This window comes from Sphingobium sp. V4, from assembly GCF_029590555.1.
GTDB lineage: Bacteria > Pseudomonadota > Alphaproteobacteria > Sphingomonadales > Sphingomonadaceae > Sphingobium.
In genome coordinates, this window is record NZ_CP081001.1 from 1,617,454 (window position 1) to 1,637,780 (window position 20,327).

The window sequence follows — 20,327 nt, forward strand, 5'->3', positions numbered from 1 at the left end:
AGATAATTTCGGACAAATGTCCTGCTTTGCCCGAATGAAATAGTGGATCGCACGACCACATTCGTTCCCTAGCAGCAGAACGGCAATAATTGTCGTCGCATCAGGGGAACAGACAATGCGTATTCGCCATGCCGTGGCGGGGGCTGCCCTCGCCATCAGCCTTGTTTCGCCCAGTCAACTTGTTGCCGCGGCGACCACGGACGCTTCACTGGTCCAGCGTCACAAGTTCGACATCCATGTCCAGCCGCTGAGCGGGGCGCTGCGGCAATTGTCCGCCCAGTCGGGCGTGCGTATTCTCTTTCCCTATGACGAGGTCGCCGCGATCCGCAGCCGCCGCGTACAGGGATGGATGTCGACCCAGGAAGCCCTGGCGCGCCTGCTTGCGGGCACCGACCTCAAATCCTCCGAAGCCGGCGCCGGCGTCATCGCGCTGGCATCCCCCGCCAGCCGCAGCGCCGCCCGGCGCAGCCCGCTGGCGCTGCAATATGCGCAGGCCAGCGTGCCGGGCGCAGGGTCGGACACTCTGGCGATGGCCCCTGCCCCCGAGCCGGTCGAGGATGCGACGCCGATTATCGTCACCGGTACCCGCACCACCACCCGCACCGTCGCCGAGAGCCTGGCGCCGATCGACGTGCTGGGCGCGAAGGATCTGGAAACCAGCGGCAAGCAGTCGGTGCGCGACCTGCTGGGCACGCTGGTCCCCTCCATCAACGTTTCGAATAATGGCGCGGGCGCGAGCTGGGCGGTGCGTACCCTGTCGCTGCGCGGTCTGGGCGGCGACCAGCTGCTGGTGCTGGTGAACGGCAAGCGCCGGCACAATACCGCGACCCTGTTCATCAACGGGTCCGTCCAGAACGGCCAGTCGCCGCCCGACCTGGACCTGATCCCCGGCAACGCGATCCAGCGAATCGAGGTGCTGCGCGACGGTGCGTCGGCGCAATATGGGTCAGATGCGATCGCGGGCGTGGTCAACATCATCCTGAAGAACGACACGGCGGGCGGCGCGGCGCTGACCATGGGCAGCACCGCGGACAATGGCGGCTGGCAGGGGCGCTGGCAGATCGACAAGGGCTTTTCGATCGGCCCCGACGGCGGCTATATCCATCTGTCGGCGGACGGCGTGTTGCAGGACAATACGGTCGTCGCCAGCAGCCCGATCACCACCAATCCCTTCTACCCGACCGGCGACGCGCGCAATGCGAACCCGGACCGCATCCGCGCCAAATATGGCCAGCCGCAGGTGATCGGTGGCAATGTCGGCTATGACGCGATGATGCCGGTGGGCAATGGCGGGCTGGAACTCTACAGCTTCGGCACCTATTCCAAGCGCCACGCCGCCGGCTGGCTGACCTATCGCAATCCGGCCGCGCTCAACAACATCTACGCGATCTACCCGGAAGGCTATATCCCGCGCATCCACGTCTATGACGAGGATTTCCAGGTCGCCGCGGGCCTGCGCGGAGAACTGGGCGGTGGCGTCAATTTCGACTTATCCACAAGTTATGCACAGGATGAGGTCAAATATTCGCAGACCACATCGCTCAATCCGTCCATGGGCACGGCCAGCCCCACCCATTTCTACCTGGGCAAGATCCGGTTCGATGAATGGACCAGCAACCTGGACCTGACCAAGGAATTCGATGTCGGCCTGAGCGAGCCGCTCGCCCTGGCGGTGGGCGCCGAATATAAGAAAAACAAGTTCCTGATCGGCGCCGGCGACCCGGAATCCTATATCGACGGCAAATATGTGTCGCCGGCGGGAAGCTGGCTGGCGGGGGTGACGCGGACTGGCGTCGGCTCCCAGGGCGTCACCGGCTTCCTGCCCGAGGGTTCGGGCAGCTGGAGCCGCGACAACTGGAGCGCCTATGTGAACCTGGAAGGCGAGATTGTCCAGGGCGTGGAATTCGGCCTGGCCGGGCGGCATGAGGATTATTCCGACTTCGGCACGACCGATACCGGCAAGGCATCGATCCGCATCGAACCGACGCGCGGCTTCGCCATTCGCGGCACCGCCAGCACCGGCTTCCGCGCGCCGACGCTGCAACAACAGCATTACGCGTCATCGTCGACCATCAACGTGCCGGTGAACGGCGTCAACCAGCTGCTGCCGGTGCAGGCGCTGCCGGTCGACGGGGTTGCCGCGCGCGCTCTGGGCGCGGTGTCGCTGAAACCCGAAAAGTCGACCAACTTTTCGGCTGGCATCGTCATCACTCCCGCGCCGAACCTGAACCTCACCATCGACGCCTACCAGATCAAGATCAAGGACCGCATCCTGCTGTCCGAGACGCTGAGCGGTACGGTGGTCATGAACGCGCTGGCTGCGGCAGGCATCCAGGGCGTGGCCGGTGGCCTGATCTTCTCCAACGCCGCCGACACGCGCACCCGCGGCCTGGACATCGTCAGCACCTATCGCGCGGGACTGGGCGACATGGGGACAGCGACGGTCAGCCTGTCGGCCAACTTCAACAAGACGATCTTCACCCACATCGACCCGGTTCCCGACGTGATCGCCGCTTCGGGACTGGCGCTGATCGGCCGCGCCAAGATCGGCGATCTGTCGGAAGGCACGCCACGCAACAAGTTCATCGCGAACATCCTGTGGGAAAAGGATGCGTTCAACCTCAACCTGCGCGCCACCCGCTTCGGCAAGATCACCCAGCGGGCCAGCGCGCGCGTCTATCACACGAGCGACTATGTCGCCTGCACCGCGGGCAGCGCCGGCTGCACGCTGGGTTTCGTGGACGAGGTGTTGTCACCCAAGGCGATCCTGGACCTGGAGATCGGCTACAAGCTGGCCAAGGGCGTGAAGCTGTCGATCGGAGCGAACAATCTGCTTAACACCTATCCCGACAAGCTGAAGCCGGTGAACCGCGCGGCGGGCAGCCTTTACAACGCCTATGCCCCCTATGGCATCAGCGGCGGCTTCTATTATGGCCGGTTCAACCTGGAGTTCTGAGGGACAGGGGGGCACAAGCGCCCCCTGACTTCGGTCTCGAAGCGCGGATGACACACGGTCAGCGCCATCCGCCCGCCTGCGCCGCCCGCTCGCCGGCGGTATCCACCGGCGCACCGTCGATCAGCGCATCGACGGTCGCCATCACCCGCGCATCAGCCGAGGACGCCTGGCGATAGGCCGTCCCCTGCCCCGCGCCCGGCAGCGCCTGCTGCACCTGCCATCCTTCACCCTGACGACAGGCGACGCCTGCCAATGCACCGTCGAAACTGCGGCACCAGCCGCCGCCCTTGCGCCGGAAGCTGACGCCGATGCGGATCGCGACGCCATCCTGCGCCGACGCCAGTTGCGTGTCGAGCGCAGCGGCCAGCGGACCTTGTGCCACCATCACGCCATCGCGCAGACCGATTGGTCCTGTCCCCTCGCCCGTCATGCGGCCGATGCCAAGGCCGAGCAGGAGGCTGGCGGCGATCGCACCGCCCATCGCCCAGTCACGCCAGCGCGGCGCCGTGCGCGTGATCGGGGTCACGCGTTCGCCGTCGGTCAGCAGGGCGCTGAACCGTTCGGGCACCGGCTCTTCCGCGACGGGCAAATAATGGGCGGTCAGGCGCGCGCGCAACCGCAGGTGCAGGTCCAGCCGCGCCGCCAGTGCCGGATCGTCCGCCACCGCGCGTTCGACGCGTCGGCGATTGACCTCGTCCAGTTCTCCGTCGACCAGCGCGATCAGCATGGCTTCGTCGATCCGGTTCATGCCGCTTCTCCCATCAGTTCGATCAGCGCGCCGCGCCCGCGCACCAACCGCGAAGTCAGTGTCCCCATTGGGATACCCAGCACCTGCGCGGCCTCCTTGTATGACAGCCCCTCCACCAGCACGAGCGCGATGGCTTCGCGCTGTTCCTCCGGAAGGGCCTGCATCGCCCGGTCTACATCGGACAGGGCCATATGTGCCTCGATATCGCGGTCGCCGGCATGGCCGATGTTCGCGCCCGCCTCTTCGGGGGCAAAGGTCCGGGCGGCGCGCTGCCGCGCACGCGCCTCGTCGATCCAAAGATTGCGCATGATCCGGTACACCCAACTGTCGAGACGGCTGCCCGGCTGCCACTGATCGCGCGCCTTCAAGGCACGCTCCAGCGCCGCCTGGCACAGATCGTCGCCGTCGGCGCGGTTGCGCGACAGGCTGGCGGCAAAGCGCCGTAACCTGGGGAGTATCGCCAACAGGTCGCGCTCGAACGACATCAGGTCTCCGTCTCTTGTTCGCTGGATGAAACGCCCTTCCTCGACCGTTTCATCCCCGATGAGAGAAGACAGATGGAAATTTTTTCGCAATGGATGATTTTGCGGGTGAAGGGACTGGTGAGACAGAGATGAAATTGACGCGCCCCTGGATGATCGCGGGGCTGATCCTGATCGCTCCGGAAGGCCAGGCCCAGTTGTTGCCAGACGTCGGACGAGCGGTGCCCGACCTGCTCGGACGGGTCGAGGGCGCAGTCGACGCAACCGGCATCGAACGCCTGTCCCCCGACAGTCTTGCCGGACGGCTCGCAGCGATGCGGGCGACGCGCCTGACCAGTTTGCTGCGCGACCATGGCGACCGGGTCGAACTGGATGATCGCCGTGCGCCGGCCCGGCGTGGCATCATCCTGCTGACCGGCGCCGATGCGCCCGCGCTGGCGGCGCTGCAGGCCGCTGGCTATGGGGTGGAACATGAGGTGGTGGAGGGGTTGGACCTGCCCCTGGTCCGCCTCACCGTGCCGCAGGGCCGCAGCCTTGCACGAGCGCTGCGTGAGGTGCGCAGGATCGCCCCGCGCGGGCAGGCCAGTGCGGACAATCTCTATTTCCCCAGCGGCTCCACGCGCGCGCCCACCCGCGACGCGCTGGCGGGCGGCCAGATCGAGGGGCGTGCCGCCGGATTGATCGACGGCGGCGTCGCGCGCCACCCCGCCCTGACCGGCGCGATCGAGCAGCGCGGCTTTGCGCAGGGGGCGCCCCGCGCCAGCGCCCATGGCACCGCCGTCGCCTCGCTCATCAGCGGTGCCGGCATCGTGAGGGGGGCCGCCCCTGGGACGCCGTTGCTGGTCGCGGACGTCTATGGCGATGATCCGGCCGGCGGCGGCGCCTTCGCCATCGCACGCGCCCTGGGCTGGATGGCGGCGCGCGGCGTGCGGGTGGTGACGGTCAGCCTGGTCGGGCCTGCCAATCCGCTGCTGGAGGGCGCGATCCGGCTTGCGCGGGACAAGGGCGTGATGGTGGTCGCGGCGGTCGGCAATGACGGGCCTGCCGCCCCGCCTGCCTATCCGGCCTCGTACCCCGGCGTGATTGCGGTCACGGGCATTGATGCGCGCGGACGCCCGTTGCCCGAAGCGGGACGTGCACTGCATATCGATTTTGCCGCGCCAGGTGCGGATATGCAGGCGGCGGACGCCTTTGGTGGCATGGCGAAGGTGCGGGGCACCAGCTTTGCCGCGCCACTGGTTGCCGGACGGTTGTTTGCCAGGGGCAGCGTAGAAGCACTGAACACCGAAGCGACCAAGGGAAAACCGCCGATCCTGTGCGGATCATGCCGAAATATGAATTGAATTTCAGAGCCTTGCTAAATTTTTCCCGGTTCCGGGATTAAAGCGCCTTCGCCTCCCGTTCTCCTTCCATCGCATCGACACATATCAAGGAGATGAGCGATGAAGACGAAGTTTCTGATTGCCGCCGCCTGCCTTACCGCGCTGACCATGGCGCCCGCTTCCGCCCAGTTGCTGGGCGGCGGGGGCGGCCTGGGCGGATCACTCGGCGGCGCCTTGGGTGGGTCCGGCGGCCTTGGCGGATCGTTGGGTGGTGCGCTGGGCGGAGCCGGCCACCTCGACCGCAGCATCGACCTGGACGATGGGCGCGTGGGCGCCAGCGGATCGCACCAAGGCCGCGCCTCCGCCGAGGGCGCGGCGACTCGCAAGGGCAAGACCCGCAGTACCTCGGGTTCGGCCGAAAGCTCCGCCAGCGGCAGTCTGGGGGTGGACACGCTGGGTGTCAGCGACGCGCGCAACGCCGTCGCGCCCGTTCGTGACCGCGCCAGCGACACCGCCGGCACCGCGCGGGATCGAGCGACCGCCATTGCGGAGAACGCCCGATCCCGCGCCACCAACACGGTGACCAACGGTCGCGATCGGGTGGAGAATGTCGCGAGCCAAGGCGCGAACAGCGTCGGTGGAACGCTGGACAATGCGGCATCGATCGACGCCAGCGGGCAGGTTTCGGGCAGCGGCCAGGGAGCGGCATCGACCGGATCGTCCGGCCCGGATCAGGCGGAAGACTGACCCCCGCAGGAGCATGGCTCCGACGCCTGGAACGGGCCGGCGACCTTTCGGGGATCGTCGGCCCGTTTTTTTCGTCAATCGAGCGTCAGCAGGCGGCGGATCGCGGCGGTGCCGCCATGGATATGCAGGATGCCCTGCGGCCCGGCCGGGCGGGATCGGCGTTGAAGATATGGAGCGGCACGTCAGGCGCGCCGTCGCGACCGGGGATCGCGCGGATGTCTGGCGTCGCGACAGGACCGGGATAGTCGATCGGCGGCACATGCCGGCACGGATCGCCGGGAGGCTTTCATGGCCGAGATCGAGTTCGGGCAGAAATTCGAGGACGGGGGCGATTTTCGGGTCGATCAGGTGGCGGGTCGTCATGGCCTCTGCCACCTGTTTATATTCCTACTGCCCTCGTCGCCGCGACGGAAAAGGCCGGCGTCCTTGCGGACCCCGGCCTTTCCACCCCCTCAAAACCGTCCCTGCGATCAGGCGACCTTCGCCTGCTCCTCCAGGATTTCATCCGGATCGCGCAGCACATAGCCGCGACCCCAGACCGTCTCGATATAATTGTCGCCGCCACAGGCCAGCGCCAGCTTCTTGCGCAGCTTGCAGATGAACACGTCGATGATCTTGAGTTCCGGCTCATCCATGCCGCCATAGAGATGATTGAGGAACATCTCCTTGGTCAGCGTCGTGCCCTTGCGGAGCGAGAGCAGCTCCAGCATCGCATATTCCTTGCCGGTCAGGTGGACGCGGTTGCCGTCCACTTCCACGGTCTTGGCGTCGAGGTTGACCGACAGCTTGCCGGTGCGGATGACCGACTGCGAATGGCCCTTCGAGCGGCGCACCACGGCGTGGATGCGGGCGATCAGTTCCTCGCGGTGGAAGGGCTTTGTCACATAGTCGTCGGCACCAAAGCCGAAGGAACGCACCTTGCTGTCCATCTCGCTGACACCCGACAGGATCAGCACCGGCGTCTGCACCTTGGCCGCGCGCAGCTTCTTCAGCACGTCATAGCCGTGCATGTCGGGCAGATTCAGGTCGAGACAGATGATGTCATAATCATAGAGCTTGCCGAGGTCGAGACCTTCCTCGCCCAGGTCGGTGGTGTAGACGTTAAACCCCTCGGTCGTGAGCATCAGCTCGATCGCCTTGGCGGTGGTCGGTTCGTCCTCAATCAGCAGCACGCGCATATGAATGCCCCTTTGCGTCGCAGTCCCGTTCACCCCACCAGAACGGCTTCTGCTCCAAATCATTAACCAAAAAACTTCTGAAGGACAAAGGTTAATTTTTCGCTAACCGGCAGAAATCCACGAGTCGCGTCAAAACGAATCTGTTTACAAAGGGTTGAGGCCGAAACGGTCGGCCTTGAGTCAAGACGGATTCACCTGCGAAACGAGCCAGGACGCCCGTTCCGCAGCCAAGCAACCGGCCTGTCGGGAGAATTTTTTTACGGAGGTGAATGCGTGCGGTTAACAGCCGTGATGGCGGGTCAGGAAGTCGAGCAACGCGTCCACCCGCGCCGGCCGCAGGCGCGACGGCGGCGTCACCAGATGCAGGCCGAAGGGCGCCGAGCGCCAGTCGATCAATATTTCCTCCAGTTCGCCGCTTGCCAGCGCTTCCCCGACGATGAAGTCGGGCAGGCGCGCGATCCCGACCCCGAGCCGCAGCGCAGGCAGCATCGCCTCGCCGCTGTTGACCGTGATGCGGCTGCGCACCTGGACCACGACATTCTGCTGCCCCGGCCCGGCAAAGCGCCAGACGTCCGGCGTCGTCACGTTGGAATAGCAGAGGCAGTCATGGGTGCCGAGGTCGGAGGGATGCTGTGGCCGCCCGCGCGCATCGAGATAGGCGGGCGAGGCCACAACATGCATGGTCACGTCCGCCAGCCGTCGCGCGCGCAGGCTGCTGTCGGGCATGTCGGCGATGCGGATGGTCGCATCCAGCCCCATTTCGACGATGTCGATCTTCGCGTCGGACAGATGCAGGTCGACATCGACCAGCGGATGCTCCCTGGTGAACTGCGCCACGAGCGGCGCGACGCGCAGCAGGCCGAAGGTCATGGGAGCGCCAAGTCGCACCACGCCTGACAGTTCCGCCGTCTCGTCGCGCGCGGCCTCCTCCGCCGCCTGCCCTTCCGCCAGGATGCGATGGGCGTGGTCGGCCAGCCGCTTGCCGCTTTCGGTCAGCGCCAGACGGCGGCTGGTGCGGTTGAACAGGCTGGTGTCGAGATGCTCCTCCAGCCGCGTGACCGCCTTGGACACCGTGGCCTTCGATACGCTCAGCGCCTTGGCCGCGTCAGTGAAACTGCGATGCTCGACGACCGCGGCGAACATCGCCCAGGCCTCGAAATCAGGTAGTCGCATCAGGAAACAATCCGTTTCAAAGCTGCTTGTTCAAGAAACGATCTTGATGACTAGATTGACGGAAAGCAAGCGGAAGCATTCGCCTCCGCAACGAACCTTCGGGTTCGACAACCCAGAGGCAAAGACTCATGACGACGACCACTGCGAGCCGCATCGAGCGCCGCCCGTTCGCGTCGCTTGGCCATGCCGACCATGGCTGGCTCAATGCACGCCACCATTTTTCGTTCGCGGACTATCATGACGAAGAGCGCATGAACTGGGGCGCGATCCGGGTCTGGAATGACGACGAGATCGGCCCCCGATCCGGCTTCCCGCCGCATCCGCACAGCGACATGGAAATCATCACCTATGTCCGCACCGGCGCGATCACCCACCAGGACAGCCTGGGCAACAAGGGCCGCACCGCTGCGGGCGACGTTCAGGTCATGTCGGCCGGCACCGGCATCCGCCACGCCGAATATAATCTGGAGGATGACACCACCACCCTGTTCCAGATCTGGGTCATCCCCCGTGCACGCGGCGGCCAGCCCTGCTGGGGCGCCAAGCCCTTTCCGAAGGGCGACCGTTCCGGCCGGCTGGTGGTGCTGGCCAGCGGGCATGACGCGGACAAGGAAGCGCTGCGCATCCGTGCCGACGCCCGCCTGCTGGGCGGCACCATCAAGGCAGGGACAAGCGTGACCTATGACAGCGGCGACGGGCGCCACCTCTATCTGGTTCCGGCGACGGGGCGGATCGAGATTGACGGCCAGACCTTCGAGGCGCGCGACGGCGCAGCGATCATCGGCGGCGCGCCCATCACCATCACCGCGATCGAGGACGCCGAAATCGTCCTGGTCGACAGCATCTGACGCTTTCGGTCCGTCCTCTCTCCCCTCCCCCCGGACGGACCGGGCCGCCCGCATATCCCCCTCCCTCATGCGGGCGGCCACCCTGCTTTCATCGACGTTCCGACAAGGAGATATGACAATGGCAAAGGTTCTGGTTCTCTATTATTCCTCCTACGGCCATATCGAGACGATGGCCAAGGCCGTGGCCGAAGGCGCCGCCGCCGCCGGGGCACAGGTCGATATCAGGCGCGTGCCCGAAACCGCGCCGCTGGAAGTCGCGAAGAACGCGCATTTCAAGCTCGACCAGGATGCGCCGGTCGCTTCCGTTGCCGAACTGGCGGATTATGACGCGATCATCATCGGCACCGGCACCCGCTTTGGCCGGATGTCGAGCCAGATGGCGGCTTTCCTCGACCAGGCGGGCGGCCTGTGGGCGCGCGGCGCACTGAACGGCAAGGTCGGCGGCGCCTTCACCTCGACCGCGTCGCAGCATGGCGGGCAGGAAACCACGCTCTTCTCGATCATCACCAACCTGCTGCATTTTGGCATGACCATCGTCGGCCTCGACTATGGCTTCCAGGGCCAGATGGGCGTGGACAAGGTGCGCGGCGGATCGCCCTATGGCGCGACTACGCTCGCCGATGGCGACGGCAGCCGCCAGCCGAGCGAGGAAGAACTGGACGGCGCCCGCTATCAGGGTCGCCGCATTGCAGAGACCGCGATCAAGCTGCACGGCTGATCGCTGCGAGCGACGTCATTCCGTCGAGCAGCATGGAAACGGCCTTCGGGTCGCATGAAGGTTGAAAACATGCTGCGGGGCCGGCGCATCGGGACTATGCGCCGGCCCCAATGCGTTTTGGCGTTTATCCCGGCGTCTTGGGCGTGACCCAGACCTCGACCGGGGTGATGAACTTGCCCGGTGCGGGCTTGCCGACGACGACGCGGTCGGCCGTCACCAGCTCCCCATTTTCAAGGTTGAACGACACCCAGGGCTTGGGCATGCGCTCGAACTTCATCTTCTGGATCGGCTGGCCGGTGGCCGTGTTCATGATGGTGGTGATGACTGACATAGGGCGCGCCCGCTAACGCCCGGCGACGCCCTCTGTCCAGAGCCGCAGGCCACGAAAATCGCGTGGGTCGAAAAAATTTCGCCGCCCATGTCACATCCGGCATTGCCGTCTCGTCATGTCAGCAATCGTAACGAAGGAGCTGCATCATGACCGACAAGATCAATCCCTACACCGCCGCGCCGCAACTGATGAAGAGCTGGACGGCCCTGTCGACCGCCGTCGCCGACAGCCTGGAACCGAGCCTGATCGAGCTGGTGAAGATCCGGTCGTCGCAGATCAACGGCTGCGCCAACTGCATCAACATGCACACGTATGAAGCGCGGGAGAAGGGCGAGACAGAACAGCGCATCTACCTGCTTTCCGCCTGGCGCGAAGCCCCCTGCTATACCGAGCGCGAGCGCGCCGCGCTGGCCTGGACGGAGGCGCTGACAGAAATCGCCAAGGGCCACAATCACGAAGCCGCCAGGGAAGCGCTGAACTGGGAGTTCACCGAGGAGGAGCAGGTCAAGCTGACGCTGATGATCAACATCATCAACGGCTGGAACCGGATCGCGGTGGGGTTCAACCTCTGGTACGACATGCCGATGAAGGCGGCAGCCTGATGGAGCGGGGGACGCAGGAGGACGCGGCGGCGCGGTTCGACCCGCTGCGTCCCCGCCTCATCCGCGTCGCCTACCGGATGCTGGGCTCGGTCGCCGATGCCGAGGATATGGTGCAGGAGGCGTTCATCCGCTGGATGGGCACGGATCGCGGCGCGGTGCGGGAACCGGAAGCCTTTCTGCGGCGCACGGTGACGCGCCTGTGCCTGGACCAGCTCAAATCGGCGCGGGTGCAGCGGGAGACCTATGTCGGCCCCTGGCTGCCCGAACCGCTGGTCGAGGAAGGGGATGATGAGGAAGATGTCGCCCTGCCGCTGATGCTGGCGCTGGAACGGCTCTCGCCGCTGGAGCGCGCTGCCTTCCTGCTGCACGACGTGTTTGGGTTGGGTTTCGAGGAAGTCGCCGCTACGGTGGGGCGTGACGCCGCCGCCTGCCGCCAACTGGCCGCGCGCGCCCGCAGCCATGTGCGCGACGCCCGGCCGCGCTACCGGCTGGAGAAGCAGCGCGGGATGGAGATCGCCTCCGCCTTCTTCGCGGCATCGCGCAGCGGCGACATGACGGCGCTGGGGGCGATGCTGGCGGCCGATGTCAGCCTGCACAGCGATGGCGGCGGCAAGCGCCCCGCGGCGGTGCGGCCGGCGATCGGCTTCGGCCAGGTCATGCAGGTACACAAGGCGCTGGCGGTGCTGTTCGGCAAATATGGATCGACGCTGCTGCGCACCTGCATCATCAACGGCCTGTCCGGCTTCGTCACCCGCGAGGCCGATGGCGAGGTCCAGACGACGGCGCTGGATATCGAGGATGGCAAGGTCACGGCCATCTACATCATGCGCAACCCCGACAAGCTGCGCCATCTGCATTGAGGATGTGGTTGAGGCGGCGGCGGCCAGAAGCGACCATTCTTGGTCGCGCCGTTAGGTCATCCGCGTTCCTGAAACCCGTCACTCATTTAGATGGCAAGTCGAAGGCTGGATGACCAAACCGATGGAAAGCGGAAGAACGGCTTATTGGCGTGGTGACTGTAGCTCGCTGATCTCGCCATCACCAAATTGATCTAGTGTGGAGAGAAATGGCATTGACGCCAAATTGGCGCAGTCTGGCGCTGGCCCGTTCCCCGTTAAGAATTGGGCGTGCGTCAGCGCGATGTAGGACGAAAACGCATCGGCCGTATCGGCTTCGGTCGGGCTGAGAGCCTTCCGCGCAGCTTGTAGGCCGATATCGTTGCGCTGACTCACCCCGAGCCGTTCGCTGACCTTCACCCCCCACATATCATCACGGAGGTGGCAGACGGTCATAGCTAGCGCCGTACCACGCACCCGCGAATATCGGTCATTCGCTTTCTCGTAATCGAGCAATGCCGCGCTGCCGCTGTTTTGAGTAGCAGCATACCGCTGTCGCTCATCAGCAGCGACAGCCGCTCCCCAGATTGCGCCCGGCACCTGAACGACCCACGCACCGAAGCCCGTTGCCTGATCGCGCTGTACCGGATCGCTGCCGAACTCGGCGATACTGTTTGCCGGAACACGATCTGCCTCGGCAATCTCATTGCTAGGAGCGTCGGCCGCATTTTCGATGTAGGCGAGCGGCTCTTCCGATTGCTTCGGACTACAACCAGTAACGATCATGCCACCCAGCGCAGCGACTAAAAAGACTGTCTTCATGCCCCCCACAGCCGGTAAAGTCAAAACGCCGCCCGCGCAGATACAGAGCACATCACGACAGCTTTTAGGAACGATCGCATTAAGGCTGTGCGGTAGCAAGCGGGTGATTGCTGCCGAATGATTTTTTGCCGCACAGCGCCAGCTATTGCAGGCCATCTCACCGAAACCTGACAGTCCGCAATCCACCCTTCTTGCCGATCCCTCTGTCTATAGAAATATCCGCCGCAACGGCGTCACCCGGATCAGGCGGAAGGCGAGGAACGGCAGCAGCAAGGCCAGCGCAAGCAGCACCGCCTTGCCCATATAAGGCGTCAGATAATGGACCACCGCGACATGGAGATACATGATCACAAGCGACGCGCGCCCAATTGTCGCCACCGGCCCGGCGTAAGGCGCGATCAGGGCTGACAGGCGGAAGATCAGGAGCGACGTCGCCACCGCCACGCCGATCGACAGCAAGGGCCAGCCATAGTCGGCGACCTTCATGTTAAGCGTGGGCAGGACACCGCCCAAACCCAGCACCGCCAGCGCGCCCAGCGGCAGGATCATGCGGTTATGCCAGGGCACGCGCGGCCAGACCGCGCCGACCCAGAGCAGCAGGAACGCCATCGGTACGCTCAGCAGCCCCAGCGGCGACGCGTGAGTCCACCAGCCCAGCACGTAGGCGAACAGCAGCATCGGCAACAGGAGCAGTGCCCAGCGCCGGTCCAGCGGATCGGGCCAGCGTTTCAACGCGACGTTGAACAGGATGCGGGCGATCATCAGGCAGGGCACGAACCAGAAGATGATATAGGGGCCTGGCAACCAGGTTCCGCCCAGCAGGATCGGCGCCAGATCGTCCGGCCAGTGACGGAATATCGGCCTTTGCCCCTTGAGCGGCTCGATGATCTGTTCAACGATCAGAAGCAACGCGAGGAAGGCGGCATAGGGCCGCATCTGGCTGGCGATCTGGCGGCGGGTGAAGGCGCCCACCGGCTGCGGGCGCGAGAGCATCCCCGATAGCAGGAAGAAGAGCGGCATGTGGAAGCTGTACATGGCGTCGCGCAGTGGGCCGCGCGTCCAGACATGGCCGATGACGACGGCGATGATGCCGATCCCCCGTGCCACATCGACCCAGTCGAGCCGATATTGCGCCTGTGGCTGCCCCCTTTTATCCATCGCCGTCACGCCCTATAGGATGCGGCGCGTGCGTCAATCGCCCCCCTTCCCTTGATCGGATTTTCCCACTTGGCCCTGCTTACCGACCATGTCCTGTTTATCGATGGCGAGGCGCTGATCCTCGACAAGCCCGCCGGCCTGCCGGTGGACGCGCCGCGCGACGGGTCGATCGCGCTGGAGAACCATCTCGCTTCGCTGACCTTCGGATTCCAGCGCTGGCCGTTGCCCGTCCACCGGCTGGATCGCGACACCAGCGGTTGCCTGCTGCTCGCGCGCAATCCCAAGGCGCACAAACGCTTCGCCGCAGCATTCGAGGCCGGAACCGTCGTCAAACGCTATGTCGCGGTGCTCGAAGGCGTGCCGGCGGAGGATGAGGGCACGATCGAACTCTCGCTCAAGAAGGTCAGCACCGCCGCGCAGGGATGGCGCATGATCGCGGCGAAGGCGGGCAAGCCCGCCGTCACCCACTGGCGCAAGCTGGCGGAGAAGGATGGTCGCGCGCTGATCGCCTTCACCCCCGAAACCGGCCGTACCCACCAGATCCGCGTCCATGCCCAGCATGGGCTGGGCTTCGGCATCGTCGGCGATCCGGTCTATGGCGATGGCATGGGCAAGATGCTGCTCCACAGCCGCTTCCTGAGCGTGCCGCGTGGCGACAAGCCCCCGGCGGAGGCGACCGCGCCCTTGCCCGCGACCTTCGTCGCGGCCGGCTTCGGGCCGGAGATACTGGACGATGCCGGACTTTGAGATTCCCGATGATGCGCTGGAAGAGCGCTTCATCACCGGGGGAGGCCCCGGCGGCCAGAATGTGAACAAGGTCGCGACCGCAGTGCAACTGCGCGTCAACCTGTTCCGGCTCGGCCTGCCGCCCTATGCCTATCGCAAGATCAAGGAACTCGCCGGATCGCGGCTGACGTCCGCCAACGAGATACTGATCCAGGCGAACCGCTTTCGCACGCAGGAGGCCAATCGCCAGGACGCGCGCGACCGGCTGGCCGAGATGATCGCCAGGGCGCATGAACGCGACGCCCGCCGCATCGCCACCAAGCCGGGCAAGGCCGCCAAGGCCCGCCGGGTCGACGCCAAGAAGGCGCGCAGTTCGGTGAAACAGGGGCGTGGCAAGGTACGGATGGACTGAGCCATGCTCTGGTCAGAACGGCATCGACCGCCTACATCGGCCGCATGTACGACTTTGCCCCCGATGCCGACGCCGACAAGGCGACCCTGTATGCGGACCTTCTGTCCGCAGCCGATGCGCTGACGCGCGATGAAGCCGATGGGGTCGCCAACATGGCGAACCTGTCCGCGCTGATCTGGCAATATCTTCCCGACCTCAACTGGGCCGGCTTCTACCGGATGGTGGACGGCGAACTGGTGCTTGGCCCCTTCCAGGGCAAGGCGGCGTGCATTCGCATTCCGCTGGGCCGGGGGGTGTGCGGGACGGCGGCGCAAACCGGCGAAACGCAGCTGGTGCCCGACGTCCACGCCTTTCCCGGCCATATCGCCTGCGACGCGGCGAGCGCGTCCGAGATCGTCGTGCCGCTGGTCGTCGATGGCCGGGTGGTCGGGGTTCTGGACCTCGACAGTCCGCGCGTGGCCCGTTTCGATGCGGAGGATGCGAAAGGGCTGGAGGCGCTCGCCGCAAGGATTGCCAGCCGGATCGGCTGACCCCCGTTAGCCCGCCTGCCGCACGCCCCGTTTCGGGACAGGGTGCCGCGGCTGGACGCGTGGATGCAGGCGGATCATCATGCTAAACGACGCGTTAGCATTTTGGCCCGCGCGTCCGCGCGCCGTGGCAAACAGGGAGACTAGATCATGCGGATGGCAACTCTGGCCCTGATCGGCGCCAGCCTGGTCCTGACGGGTACGACGACCCCCGCCATCGCCGGCGGCAAGCCGGGCGCGCAGGCGCCCCGCGTCGGGATGGGCGGAACCGCGATGCACCGTTGGGGGCCGCGCCATAATGGACGCTGGTTTGCCGGCTGGCGTGCGCCGGGGGGATGGGCCGCCTATCGCCGTCCGGTCCATGGCTATATCCTGCCGCGCTACTGGATCAGCCCCGCCTATTATATCGCCAATTACGGCGCCTATGGCCTGCCGGCGCCGGCGCATGGCTATGGCTGGTCCCGCTATTATGACGATGCGGTCATGACCGACCGTTATGGCCGCGTCTATGATTACCGCAGCGATGTCGACTGGGACCGCCATGAGGGCGGCTATGACGATCGCTATCCCGGTCCGCCCCGGCGCGACGATGGCGTCGGCGGCGCGGTGATCGGCGCAGTCGTGGGCGGCGTGGCGGGCAACCGCATCGCCGGACGCGGAAACCGTACCGCCGGTACGCTGATCGGCGCCGGTGTCGGCGCGGTTGCCGGCATGGCGATCGACAAGGCGGAGGACGGACCGCGCCACGCGCCGCCCCCCCCGCATCACCGGGGCGCGGACTATGATGACGGCCGGGGTTATGACGACGATGTGGTGGCCCGCCATGGGGACGATGGCGAAAGTCAGTATGACGGCCGCTGGACCGGCACCTGGACCACCGACGACGGCCGCAAGGTCAGCGGCACCTATGAAGGCCGTTTCGAGGGCGACGTGCGCGGCGCGGGTGTCGATTATGACGCGCCGCCCTATGGCCCCGGCCCGCATTGGGGGGCCGGCCCCGCGCCGATGGTGAGCCATGGCGGCGGCTATATCGCCGGGGGCTATTATTATCCCGCGCCGATCGTGACCACCGTCACGGTCCAGCCGGCCGCAACCTCGACCACGACGACCAGCTATGTGACCGAGAAGGTGCGATACCGCACGTCGGCGGGCAAAGTCCGCCGGGCCTGCCGCTGCAAATAGGGGGCCGATGCGGCCGGCGCGCCCGCGCCGGTCAACGGCCGGGAAAGACGGCGGTGAAGGGTTGCGGCCGGCCGAAATGGAATCCCTGGCCGATCAGGCAGCCCCGGCCGAGGAGCAGTTGCGCCTGCTCCTCCGTTTCCACGCCCTCCGCAACCACTTCCATGCCGAAACTGCCGCCCAGCTTCACGATGGCGTCGACGATTGCCGCATTGCCTTCATCCTGCCCGATATTGCTGACGAAGCTGCGATCGATCTTGAGCACATCGACGGGATAATGTTTGAGATGGCTGAGCGAGGCATAGCCCGTGCCGAAATCGTCCAGCGCGACGCGCACGCCGGCTTGCGAAAACTGGCGGAGTGCGATGGCCACCTGATCCGCGCCGCGGCCCAGAAAGACGGTCTCCGTGACCTCGATCTCGACATGGGCGGCAGGGATGTCGCGCCGGTGCAACTGCTCCAGCACGCTGTCGGCAAAGCCCGCCTGGGTGAAATCGGCCGCTGAGGCGTTGATCGCAATCCGGCCCGGATCATGGCCCGAGGCCAGCCATTGGCAAAGGTCGCGCAGCACGGCGTCCAACATGCGCTGGGTCAGCGCAACGGCGATTTCTCCATGGTCGAAGGCCGCCGCGATGCTGGCGGGCAGTTGCACGCCCATGCGCGGGTGCAGCCAGCGCAGCAACGCTTCATAGCCCAGCACCCTGCCGCTGCGCAGGTCGACCTTGGGCTGATAATAGGGCATGACCAGATCGTCGGCGATCACCTGTCGCGCCATGCGCAGCATCGAGCCGCGTTGCTGCGCTTCGGCCCGCAGGCTCGACCGGAACAGCGTCAGACGGCCGCGCCCCGCCGCTTTGGACGCATAGAGGGCCAAGTCCGCCGCCTTGAGAAGTTCGTCTGCCTCTATGCCGTCCTCGCCGAACAGCGCCGCACCCATGCTGACACCGCAGTCGAGCGAACGGCCCTGATGCAGGTGCGGCCTGCGCAACTGCTCGGCCAGTTGCCCACTCCAGCGTTCGAGCGACGCCGCGCTGTCCAGCGACGGCGCGATCAGACCGAATTCGTCGCCCCCCAGCCGACCGAGCACCGCATCGGACGGCGCGACCGCCGCGAGCCGCGCGGCAAAGCCGCAGAGCAGCGCATCGCCCGCATCATGGCCCAGCGAATCATTCGTGCGCTTGAGATCGTCGATGTCGAGCAGCAGCAAGCCGAACCGTTCGCTCCGCTGCACCGCATCGGCCGCCATTTCCTCCAGCCGCGCCTGCCACAGGGCGCGGTTGGGCAGCAGGGTCATCGGATCATGTGTCGCCGCCCAGCGGATACGCTCTTCCGCGTCATGTTCTTCCGTCACGTCGAGAAAGGTGACGATGATCCGCAGCGGCCGCCCCGCCTCGCACCGGGTGGTCCAGCCTGTGCTCTTGATCCAGCGCAATGCGCCGTCATTCGCGCGGACGATGCGCAGCGTCGCTTCGAAATGGGGTGGCACGGTGCCCCCCGCGACAGCATCCAGCATGGCGCGCAGACTGTCCCGGTCCCCTGGATGTACCAGCGAAAGCGCGAGTTCGTTGGTTGCGGGCACATCGTCCGCAACGCCCAGCATGGCGCGCAGTTCAGGCGACCAGTTGCGCGTGCCCGCCATTGCGTCGAAATCCCAGATGCCAAGCCGCGCCGACTGGACCGCGAGGCGGAACCGCTCCTCGCTGTCGGCCAGCGCGCTCTGCGCCAGGCGACTGGCATGGACATCCTCCAGCGTGCCGTACCAGCGGATGATCCGGCCCCGATCATCGCGGCGCGCAGCCGCGCGGGCGCGCATCCAGCGAAAGTCGCCATCCCGCAGCAGGATACGATAATCGACGTCGATCGGTTCGCCGCTCGCCAGATGCTCCTGCCACAGGGCCGTCACGCGCACGACATCCGCTTCGTGCAGCGCCGCGATCCAGCCCGTGCCGAGCGCATCCTGCGCGGTCATGCCGGTCAGGTCCTCAAAACGCGGCCCGACCTCCTCAATGCTGCCGTCCGGCGCCGCAGTCCAGGGCACCTGCGGACTGAGATCGACCGACCAGCGATAATGTTCCCGGCTTTCCGTCAGGGCTGCTTTGAGCGCCATCGTTTCCGACCGGTGGCAGTCCTGAATATCCTCCACCGTCCCGATGAACAGGCTGTTGCCCCCCGATCCCGCCGCGCGCCGCAGCCGGATACGGCACCAGCGACGTCCGCCATCCGCACAGCGCAGGCGCAGCGTAATGGGCGCGGGATGATTGCGGGTCGCCGCATCGAGCAATCGGCGCAGGTCGGCGGGGTCGAACGCGGCGCGCCAGCCATGTCCACGCGGTTCGCCCGCGAATCGCAGGGTCGCACGCCCCTGCTCGGACCGCCAAGCCAGCATGTGACCCCGATGATCCACCACCCAGCGAAACAGGGCCGGCGACAAACGATCGAAAAGGGGCGAATCAAGGAGATTGTTACGGTCGGGAAACAGCGTGTGCGAGGCCCGATCACGGAGCGGAATCAGCCGCGCGTCGTCGAAACGGCGATCAGCAAAGCGATCCACCGCCGTCCTCCAATCCCACTTTCCTCATCCTGCCCATGAGAGGCAGTTAGAGGAAAAAGTTAAACAAATTAATCAACGGCGCACGAAATCTGTCGCAAATGAAGGGCTTTTGCCGAATTATTTGCGCAGGATCGCAGCAAGTTCGACGGGAAGCGGCGGCCCGTCCCGACGCGGCATGTCGCGCAGCGCCTGCTCCTGCTCGCTGGGGTCAAAGCGCACCCAACCGTTACGGCCGAGCTTTTCGAGCGGGCGGTAGCGGACCTTATACTGCATCCGGGTCGACCCGTTCACCCAATAGCCCAGATAGACATAGGGCAGTCCGGCGCGGGCGGCGCGCAGGATATGGTCCATGATGATATAATTGCCCAGCCCCTGCCGGTGCGGCAATTCGGTGTCGAAGAAGCTGTAGATCATCGACAGGCCGTCGCCCTGTCGGTCGGTCAGGCAGGCGCCCACCAACTTGCCCACGCGTCCGTCGACGCCCGGCTCGCGATATTCGATGACATGGCTGTCGACGGGCGTCTGTTCGACCATGTCGGCAAAGTCCATCTCGTCCATTTCGGTCATGCCGCCGCCGGGATGACGGGAGTGGAGATAGCGCTGGAGCAGGGCGAACTGTTCTTCGGTCGACCAGGGCTTGCACGCGGTGACGACCAGATCCTCGTTACGGCGCAGGAGTTTGCGCTGCGTCGCATTGGGCTGGAATTCCTGGGCCACGACACGCACGGACACACAGGCCGAACAATCGGCGCAACTGGGCCGATAGGCGACATTCTGGCTGCGGCGAAAACCGATCCGCCCGAGCGCGTCGTTGAGCTCGGCGGCATTGTCGCCGCTCAGTTCGGTAAACACCTTCCGCTCGCTCTTGCCGGGAAGGTAAGGGCAAGGACTGGGATTTGTGACAAAGAAACGCGGAAAACGGAAAGGCGCAGTCACGCTTTCTCCTCCATCCCTGCTCTGTGTCGGCGCTGGCTCATGGACGGACTATGCCGCTCCGATGCCCGGCTGGAA

The 20,327-nt window shown here is 65.7% G+C and carries 20 protein-coding genes; 11 read left to right on the forward strand and 9 right to left on the reverse strand.

Annotation, left to right across the window (positions count from 1 at the left end; translation table 11 throughout):
* Window positions 1–115 precede the first annotated feature (115 nt).
* Complete coding sequence (locus K3M67_RS08165) at window positions 116–2,956, forward strand: TonB-dependent receptor (RefSeq protein WP_066859139.1); 2,841 nt, start codon at window positions 116–118, stop codon at window positions 2,954–2,956.
* 58 nt (window positions 2,957–3,014) lie between these two features.
* Here K3M67_RS08165 and K3M67_RS08170 read toward each other — a convergent pair whose 3' ends face one another.
* Both K3M67_RS08170 and K3M67_RS08175 read right to left on the reverse strand, forming a co-directional pair.
* Entirely contained in the window at window positions 3,015–3,704 is a 690-nt protein-coding gene (locus K3M67_RS08170) for an anti-sigma factor family protein (RefSeq protein WP_285831242.1), read from the reverse strand.
* On the reverse strand, window positions 3,701–4,189 hold the full coding sequence (locus K3M67_RS08175) for an RNA polymerase sigma factor (RefSeq protein WP_285831243.1): 489 nt from the start codon (window positions 4,187–4,189) through the stop codon (window positions 3,701–3,703). Before K3M67_RS08175 ends, K3M67_RS08170 begins: the two co-directional genes overlap by 4 nt.
* Window positions 4,190–4,278: 89 nt before the next feature.
* On the opposite strand from K3M67_RS08175, the gene K3M67_RS08180 reads away from it, so the two are divergent.
* Together K3M67_RS08180 and K3M67_RS08185 are read left to right on the forward strand one after the other, a co-directional pair.
* Window positions 4,279–5,529, forward strand: a complete 1,251-nt coding sequence (locus K3M67_RS08180; RefSeq protein ID WP_285831244.1) for a S8 family serine peptidase — start codon at window positions 4,279–4,281, stop codon at window positions 5,527–5,529.
* 99 nt (window positions 5,530–5,628) lie between these two features.
* A complete protein-coding gene (locus K3M67_RS08185) occupies window positions 5,629–6,255 on the forward strand; it encodes a hypothetical protein (protein ID WP_285831245.1) in 627 nt (208 codons plus the stop codon).
* Between the two features lie 470 nt (window positions 6,256–6,725).
* Here the strand turns inward: K3M67_RS08185 and ctrA are convergent, their stop codons facing one another.
* A complete protein-coding gene (ctrA, locus tag K3M67_RS08190) occupies window positions 6,726–7,433 on the reverse strand; it encodes a response regulator transcription factor CtrA (RefSeq protein WP_066859134.1) in 708 nt (235 codons plus the stop codon).
* A gap of 279 nt (window positions 7,434–7,712) precedes the next feature.
* Window positions 7,713–8,606 (reverse strand): LysR family transcriptional regulator, encoded by an 894-nt coding sequence (locus K3M67_RS08195; RefSeq protein ID WP_285831246.1) that lies wholly within the window; start codon window positions 8,604–8,606, stop codon window positions 7,713–7,715.
* Window positions 8,607–8,734: 128 nt separating this feature from the next.
* On the opposite strand from K3M67_RS08195, the gene K3M67_RS08200 reads away from it, so the two are divergent.
* The gene (locus K3M67_RS08200) at window positions 8,735–9,454 is read left to right on the forward strand and encodes a pirin family protein (RefSeq protein ID WP_285831247.1); all 720 of its coding nucleotides are present in this window, start codon (window positions 8,735–8,737) and stop codon (window positions 9,452–9,454) included.
* A gap of 118 nt (window positions 9,455–9,572) precedes the next feature.
* A complete protein-coding gene (gene wrbA, locus K3M67_RS08205; protein ID WP_066859131.1) occupies window positions 9,573–10,172 on the forward strand; it encodes an NAD(P)H:quinone oxidoreductase in 600 nt (199 codons plus the stop codon).
* 124 nt (window positions 10,173–10,296) lie between these two features.
* Here the strand turns inward: wrbA and K3M67_RS08210 are convergent, their stop codons facing one another.
* The gene (locus tag K3M67_RS08210; RefSeq protein WP_198162892.1) at window positions 10,297–10,503 is read right to left on the reverse strand and encodes a hypothetical protein; all 207 of its coding nucleotides are present in this window, start codon (window positions 10,501–10,503) and stop codon (window positions 10,297–10,299) included.
* A gap of 146 nt (window positions 10,504–10,649) precedes the next feature.
* Here K3M67_RS08210 and K3M67_RS08215 point away from each other — a divergent pair, with 146 nt between their 5' ends.
* Both K3M67_RS08215 and K3M67_RS08220 read left to right on the forward strand, forming a co-directional pair.
* The gene (locus tag K3M67_RS08215; RefSeq protein WP_066859130.1) at window positions 10,650–11,105 is read left to right on the forward strand and encodes a carboxymuconolactone decarboxylase family protein; all 456 of its coding nucleotides are present in this window, start codon (window positions 10,650–10,652) and stop codon (window positions 11,103–11,105) included.
* Window positions 11,105–11,965 (forward strand): sigma-70 family RNA polymerase sigma factor, encoded by an 861-nt coding sequence (locus K3M67_RS08220; protein WP_285831248.1) that lies wholly within the window; start codon window positions 11,105–11,107, stop codon window positions 11,963–11,965. Before K3M67_RS08215 ends, K3M67_RS08220 begins: the two co-directional genes overlap by 1 nt.
* A gap of 141 nt (window positions 11,966–12,106) precedes the next feature.
* Here K3M67_RS08220 and K3M67_RS08225 read toward each other — a convergent pair whose 3' ends face one another.
* The gene (locus K3M67_RS08225; protein WP_285831249.1) at window positions 12,107–12,919 is read right to left on the reverse strand and encodes a hypothetical protein; all 813 of its coding nucleotides are present in this window, start codon (window positions 12,917–12,919) and stop codon (window positions 12,107–12,109) included.
* A gap of 51 nt (window positions 12,920–12,970) precedes the next feature.
* Window positions 12,971–13,921 (reverse strand): acyltransferase family protein, encoded by a 951-nt coding sequence (locus tag K3M67_RS08230; RefSeq protein WP_285831250.1) that lies wholly within the window; start codon window positions 13,919–13,921, stop codon window positions 12,971–12,973.
* A 69-nt stretch (window positions 13,922–13,990) separates the two neighbouring features.
* On the opposite strand from K3M67_RS08230, the gene K3M67_RS08235 reads away from it, so the two are divergent.
* The 4 genes from K3M67_RS08235 to K3M67_RS08250 all read left to right on the forward strand — a co-directional run bounded on the left by K3M67_RS08235 (window position 13,991) and on the right by K3M67_RS08250 (window position 16,768).
* Window positions 13,991–14,668, forward strand: a complete 678-nt coding sequence (locus K3M67_RS08235; RefSeq protein WP_066859471.1) for an RluA family pseudouridine synthase — start codon at window positions 13,991–13,993, stop codon at window positions 14,666–14,668.
* On the forward strand, window positions 14,655–15,059 hold the full coding sequence (gene arfB / locus K3M67_RS08240; protein ID WP_066859126.1) for an alternative ribosome rescue aminoacyl-tRNA hydrolase ArfB: 405 nt from the start codon (window positions 14,655–14,657) through the stop codon (window positions 15,057–15,059). Before K3M67_RS08235 ends, arfB begins: the two co-directional genes overlap by 14 nt.
* 44 nt (window positions 15,060–15,103) lie before the next feature.
* Window positions 15,104–15,589: a free L-methionine (R)-S-oxide reductase MsrC gene (gene msrC, locus K3M67_RS08245; protein ID WP_066859125.1), complete on the forward strand. Its 486-nt coding sequence runs from the start codon at window positions 15,104–15,106 to the stop codon at window positions 15,587–15,589.
* A 147-nt stretch (window positions 15,590–15,736) separates the two neighbouring features.
* A complete protein-coding gene (locus K3M67_RS08250) occupies window positions 15,737–16,768 on the forward strand; it encodes an RcnB family protein (protein WP_285831251.1) in 1,032 nt (343 codons plus the stop codon).
* A gap of 31 nt (window positions 16,769–16,799) precedes the next feature.
* Here the strand turns inward: K3M67_RS08250 and K3M67_RS08255 are convergent, their stop codons facing one another.
* Window positions 16,800–19,316 carry a sensor domain-containing protein gene (locus K3M67_RS08255; protein ID WP_285831252.1) on the reverse strand — a complete coding sequence of 839 codons (2,517 nt, stop codon included), beginning with the start codon at window positions 19,314–19,316 and terminating at the stop codon, window positions 16,800–16,802.
* A gap of 117 nt (window positions 19,317–19,433) precedes the next feature.
* Window positions 19,434–20,252, reverse strand: a complete 819-nt coding sequence (locus K3M67_RS08260) for an arginyltransferase (protein ID WP_066859122.1) — start codon at window positions 20,250–20,252, stop codon at window positions 19,434–19,436.
* Between the last annotated feature and the right edge of the window lie 75 nt (window positions 20,253–20,327).

What these genes read in the sequence shown, in the direction of transcription:
- K3M67_RS08220 (WP_285831248.1), top strand. Translation starts at nt 11,105, where the DNA reads ATGGAGCGGGGGACGCAGGAGGACGCGGCGGCGCGGTTCGACCCGCTG.
- arfB (WP_066859126.1), top strand. Translation starts at nt 14,655, where the DNA reads ATGCCGGACTTTGAGATTCCCGATGATGCGCTGGAAGAGCGCTTCATC.
- K3M67_RS08215 (WP_066859130.1), top strand. Translation starts at nt 10,650, where the DNA reads ATGACCGACAAGATCAATCCCTACACCGCCGCGCCGCAACTGATGAAG.
- K3M67_RS08210 (WP_198162892.1), bottom strand. Translation starts at nt 10,503, where the DNA reads ATGTCAGTCATCACCACCATCATGAACACGGCCACCGGCCAGCCGATC.
- wrbA (WP_066859131.1), top strand. Translation starts at nt 9,573, where the DNA reads ATGGCAAAGGTTCTGGTTCTCTATTATTCCTCCTACGGCCATATCGAG.
- msrC (WP_066859125.1), top strand. Translation starts at nt 15,104, where the DNA reads ATGTACGACTTTGCCCCCGATGCCGACGCCGACAAGGCGACCCTGTAT.
- K3M67_RS08225 (WP_285831249.1), bottom strand. Translation starts at nt 12,919, where the DNA reads ATGGCCTGCAATAGCTGGCGCTGTGCGGCAAAAAATCATTCGGCAGCA.
- K3M67_RS08175 (WP_285831243.1), bottom strand. Translation starts at nt 4,189, where the DNA reads ATGTCGTTCGAGCGCGACCTGTTGGCGATACTCCCCAGGTTACGGCGC.
- K3M67_RS08180 (WP_285831244.1), top strand. Translation starts at nt 4,279, where the DNA reads ATGGATGATTTTGCGGGTGAAGGGACTGGTGAGACAGAGATGAAATTG.
- K3M67_RS08165 (WP_066859139.1), top strand. Translation starts at nt 116, where the DNA reads ATGCGTATTCGCCATGCCGTGGCGGGGGCTGCCCTCGCCATCAGCCTT.
- K3M67_RS08170 (WP_285831242.1), bottom strand. Translation starts at nt 3,704, where the DNA reads ATGAACCGGATCGACGAAGCCATGCTGATCGCGCTGGTCGACGGAGAA.
- K3M67_RS08250 (WP_285831251.1), top strand. Translation starts at nt 15,737, where the DNA reads ATGCGGATGGCAACTCTGGCCCTGATCGGCGCCAGCCTGGTCCTGACG.
- K3M67_RS08230 (WP_285831250.1), bottom strand. Translation starts at nt 13,921, where the DNA reads ATGGATAAAAGGGGGCAGCCACAGGCGCAATATCGGCTCGACTGGGTC.
- K3M67_RS08195 (WP_285831246.1), bottom strand. Translation starts at nt 8,606, where the DNA reads ATGCGACTACCTGATTTCGAGGCCTGGGCGATGTTCGCCGCGGTCGTC.
- K3M67_RS08200 (WP_285831247.1), top strand. Translation starts at nt 8,735, where the DNA reads ATGACGACGACCACTGCGAGCCGCATCGAGCGCCGCCCGTTCGCGTCG.
- K3M67_RS08185 (WP_285831245.1), top strand. Translation starts at nt 5,629, where the DNA reads ATGAAGACGAAGTTTCTGATTGCCGCCGCCTGCCTTACCGCGCTGACC.
- ctrA (WP_066859134.1), bottom strand. Translation starts at nt 7,433, where the DNA reads ATGCGCGTGCTGCTGATTGAGGACGAACCGACCACCGCCAAGGCGATC.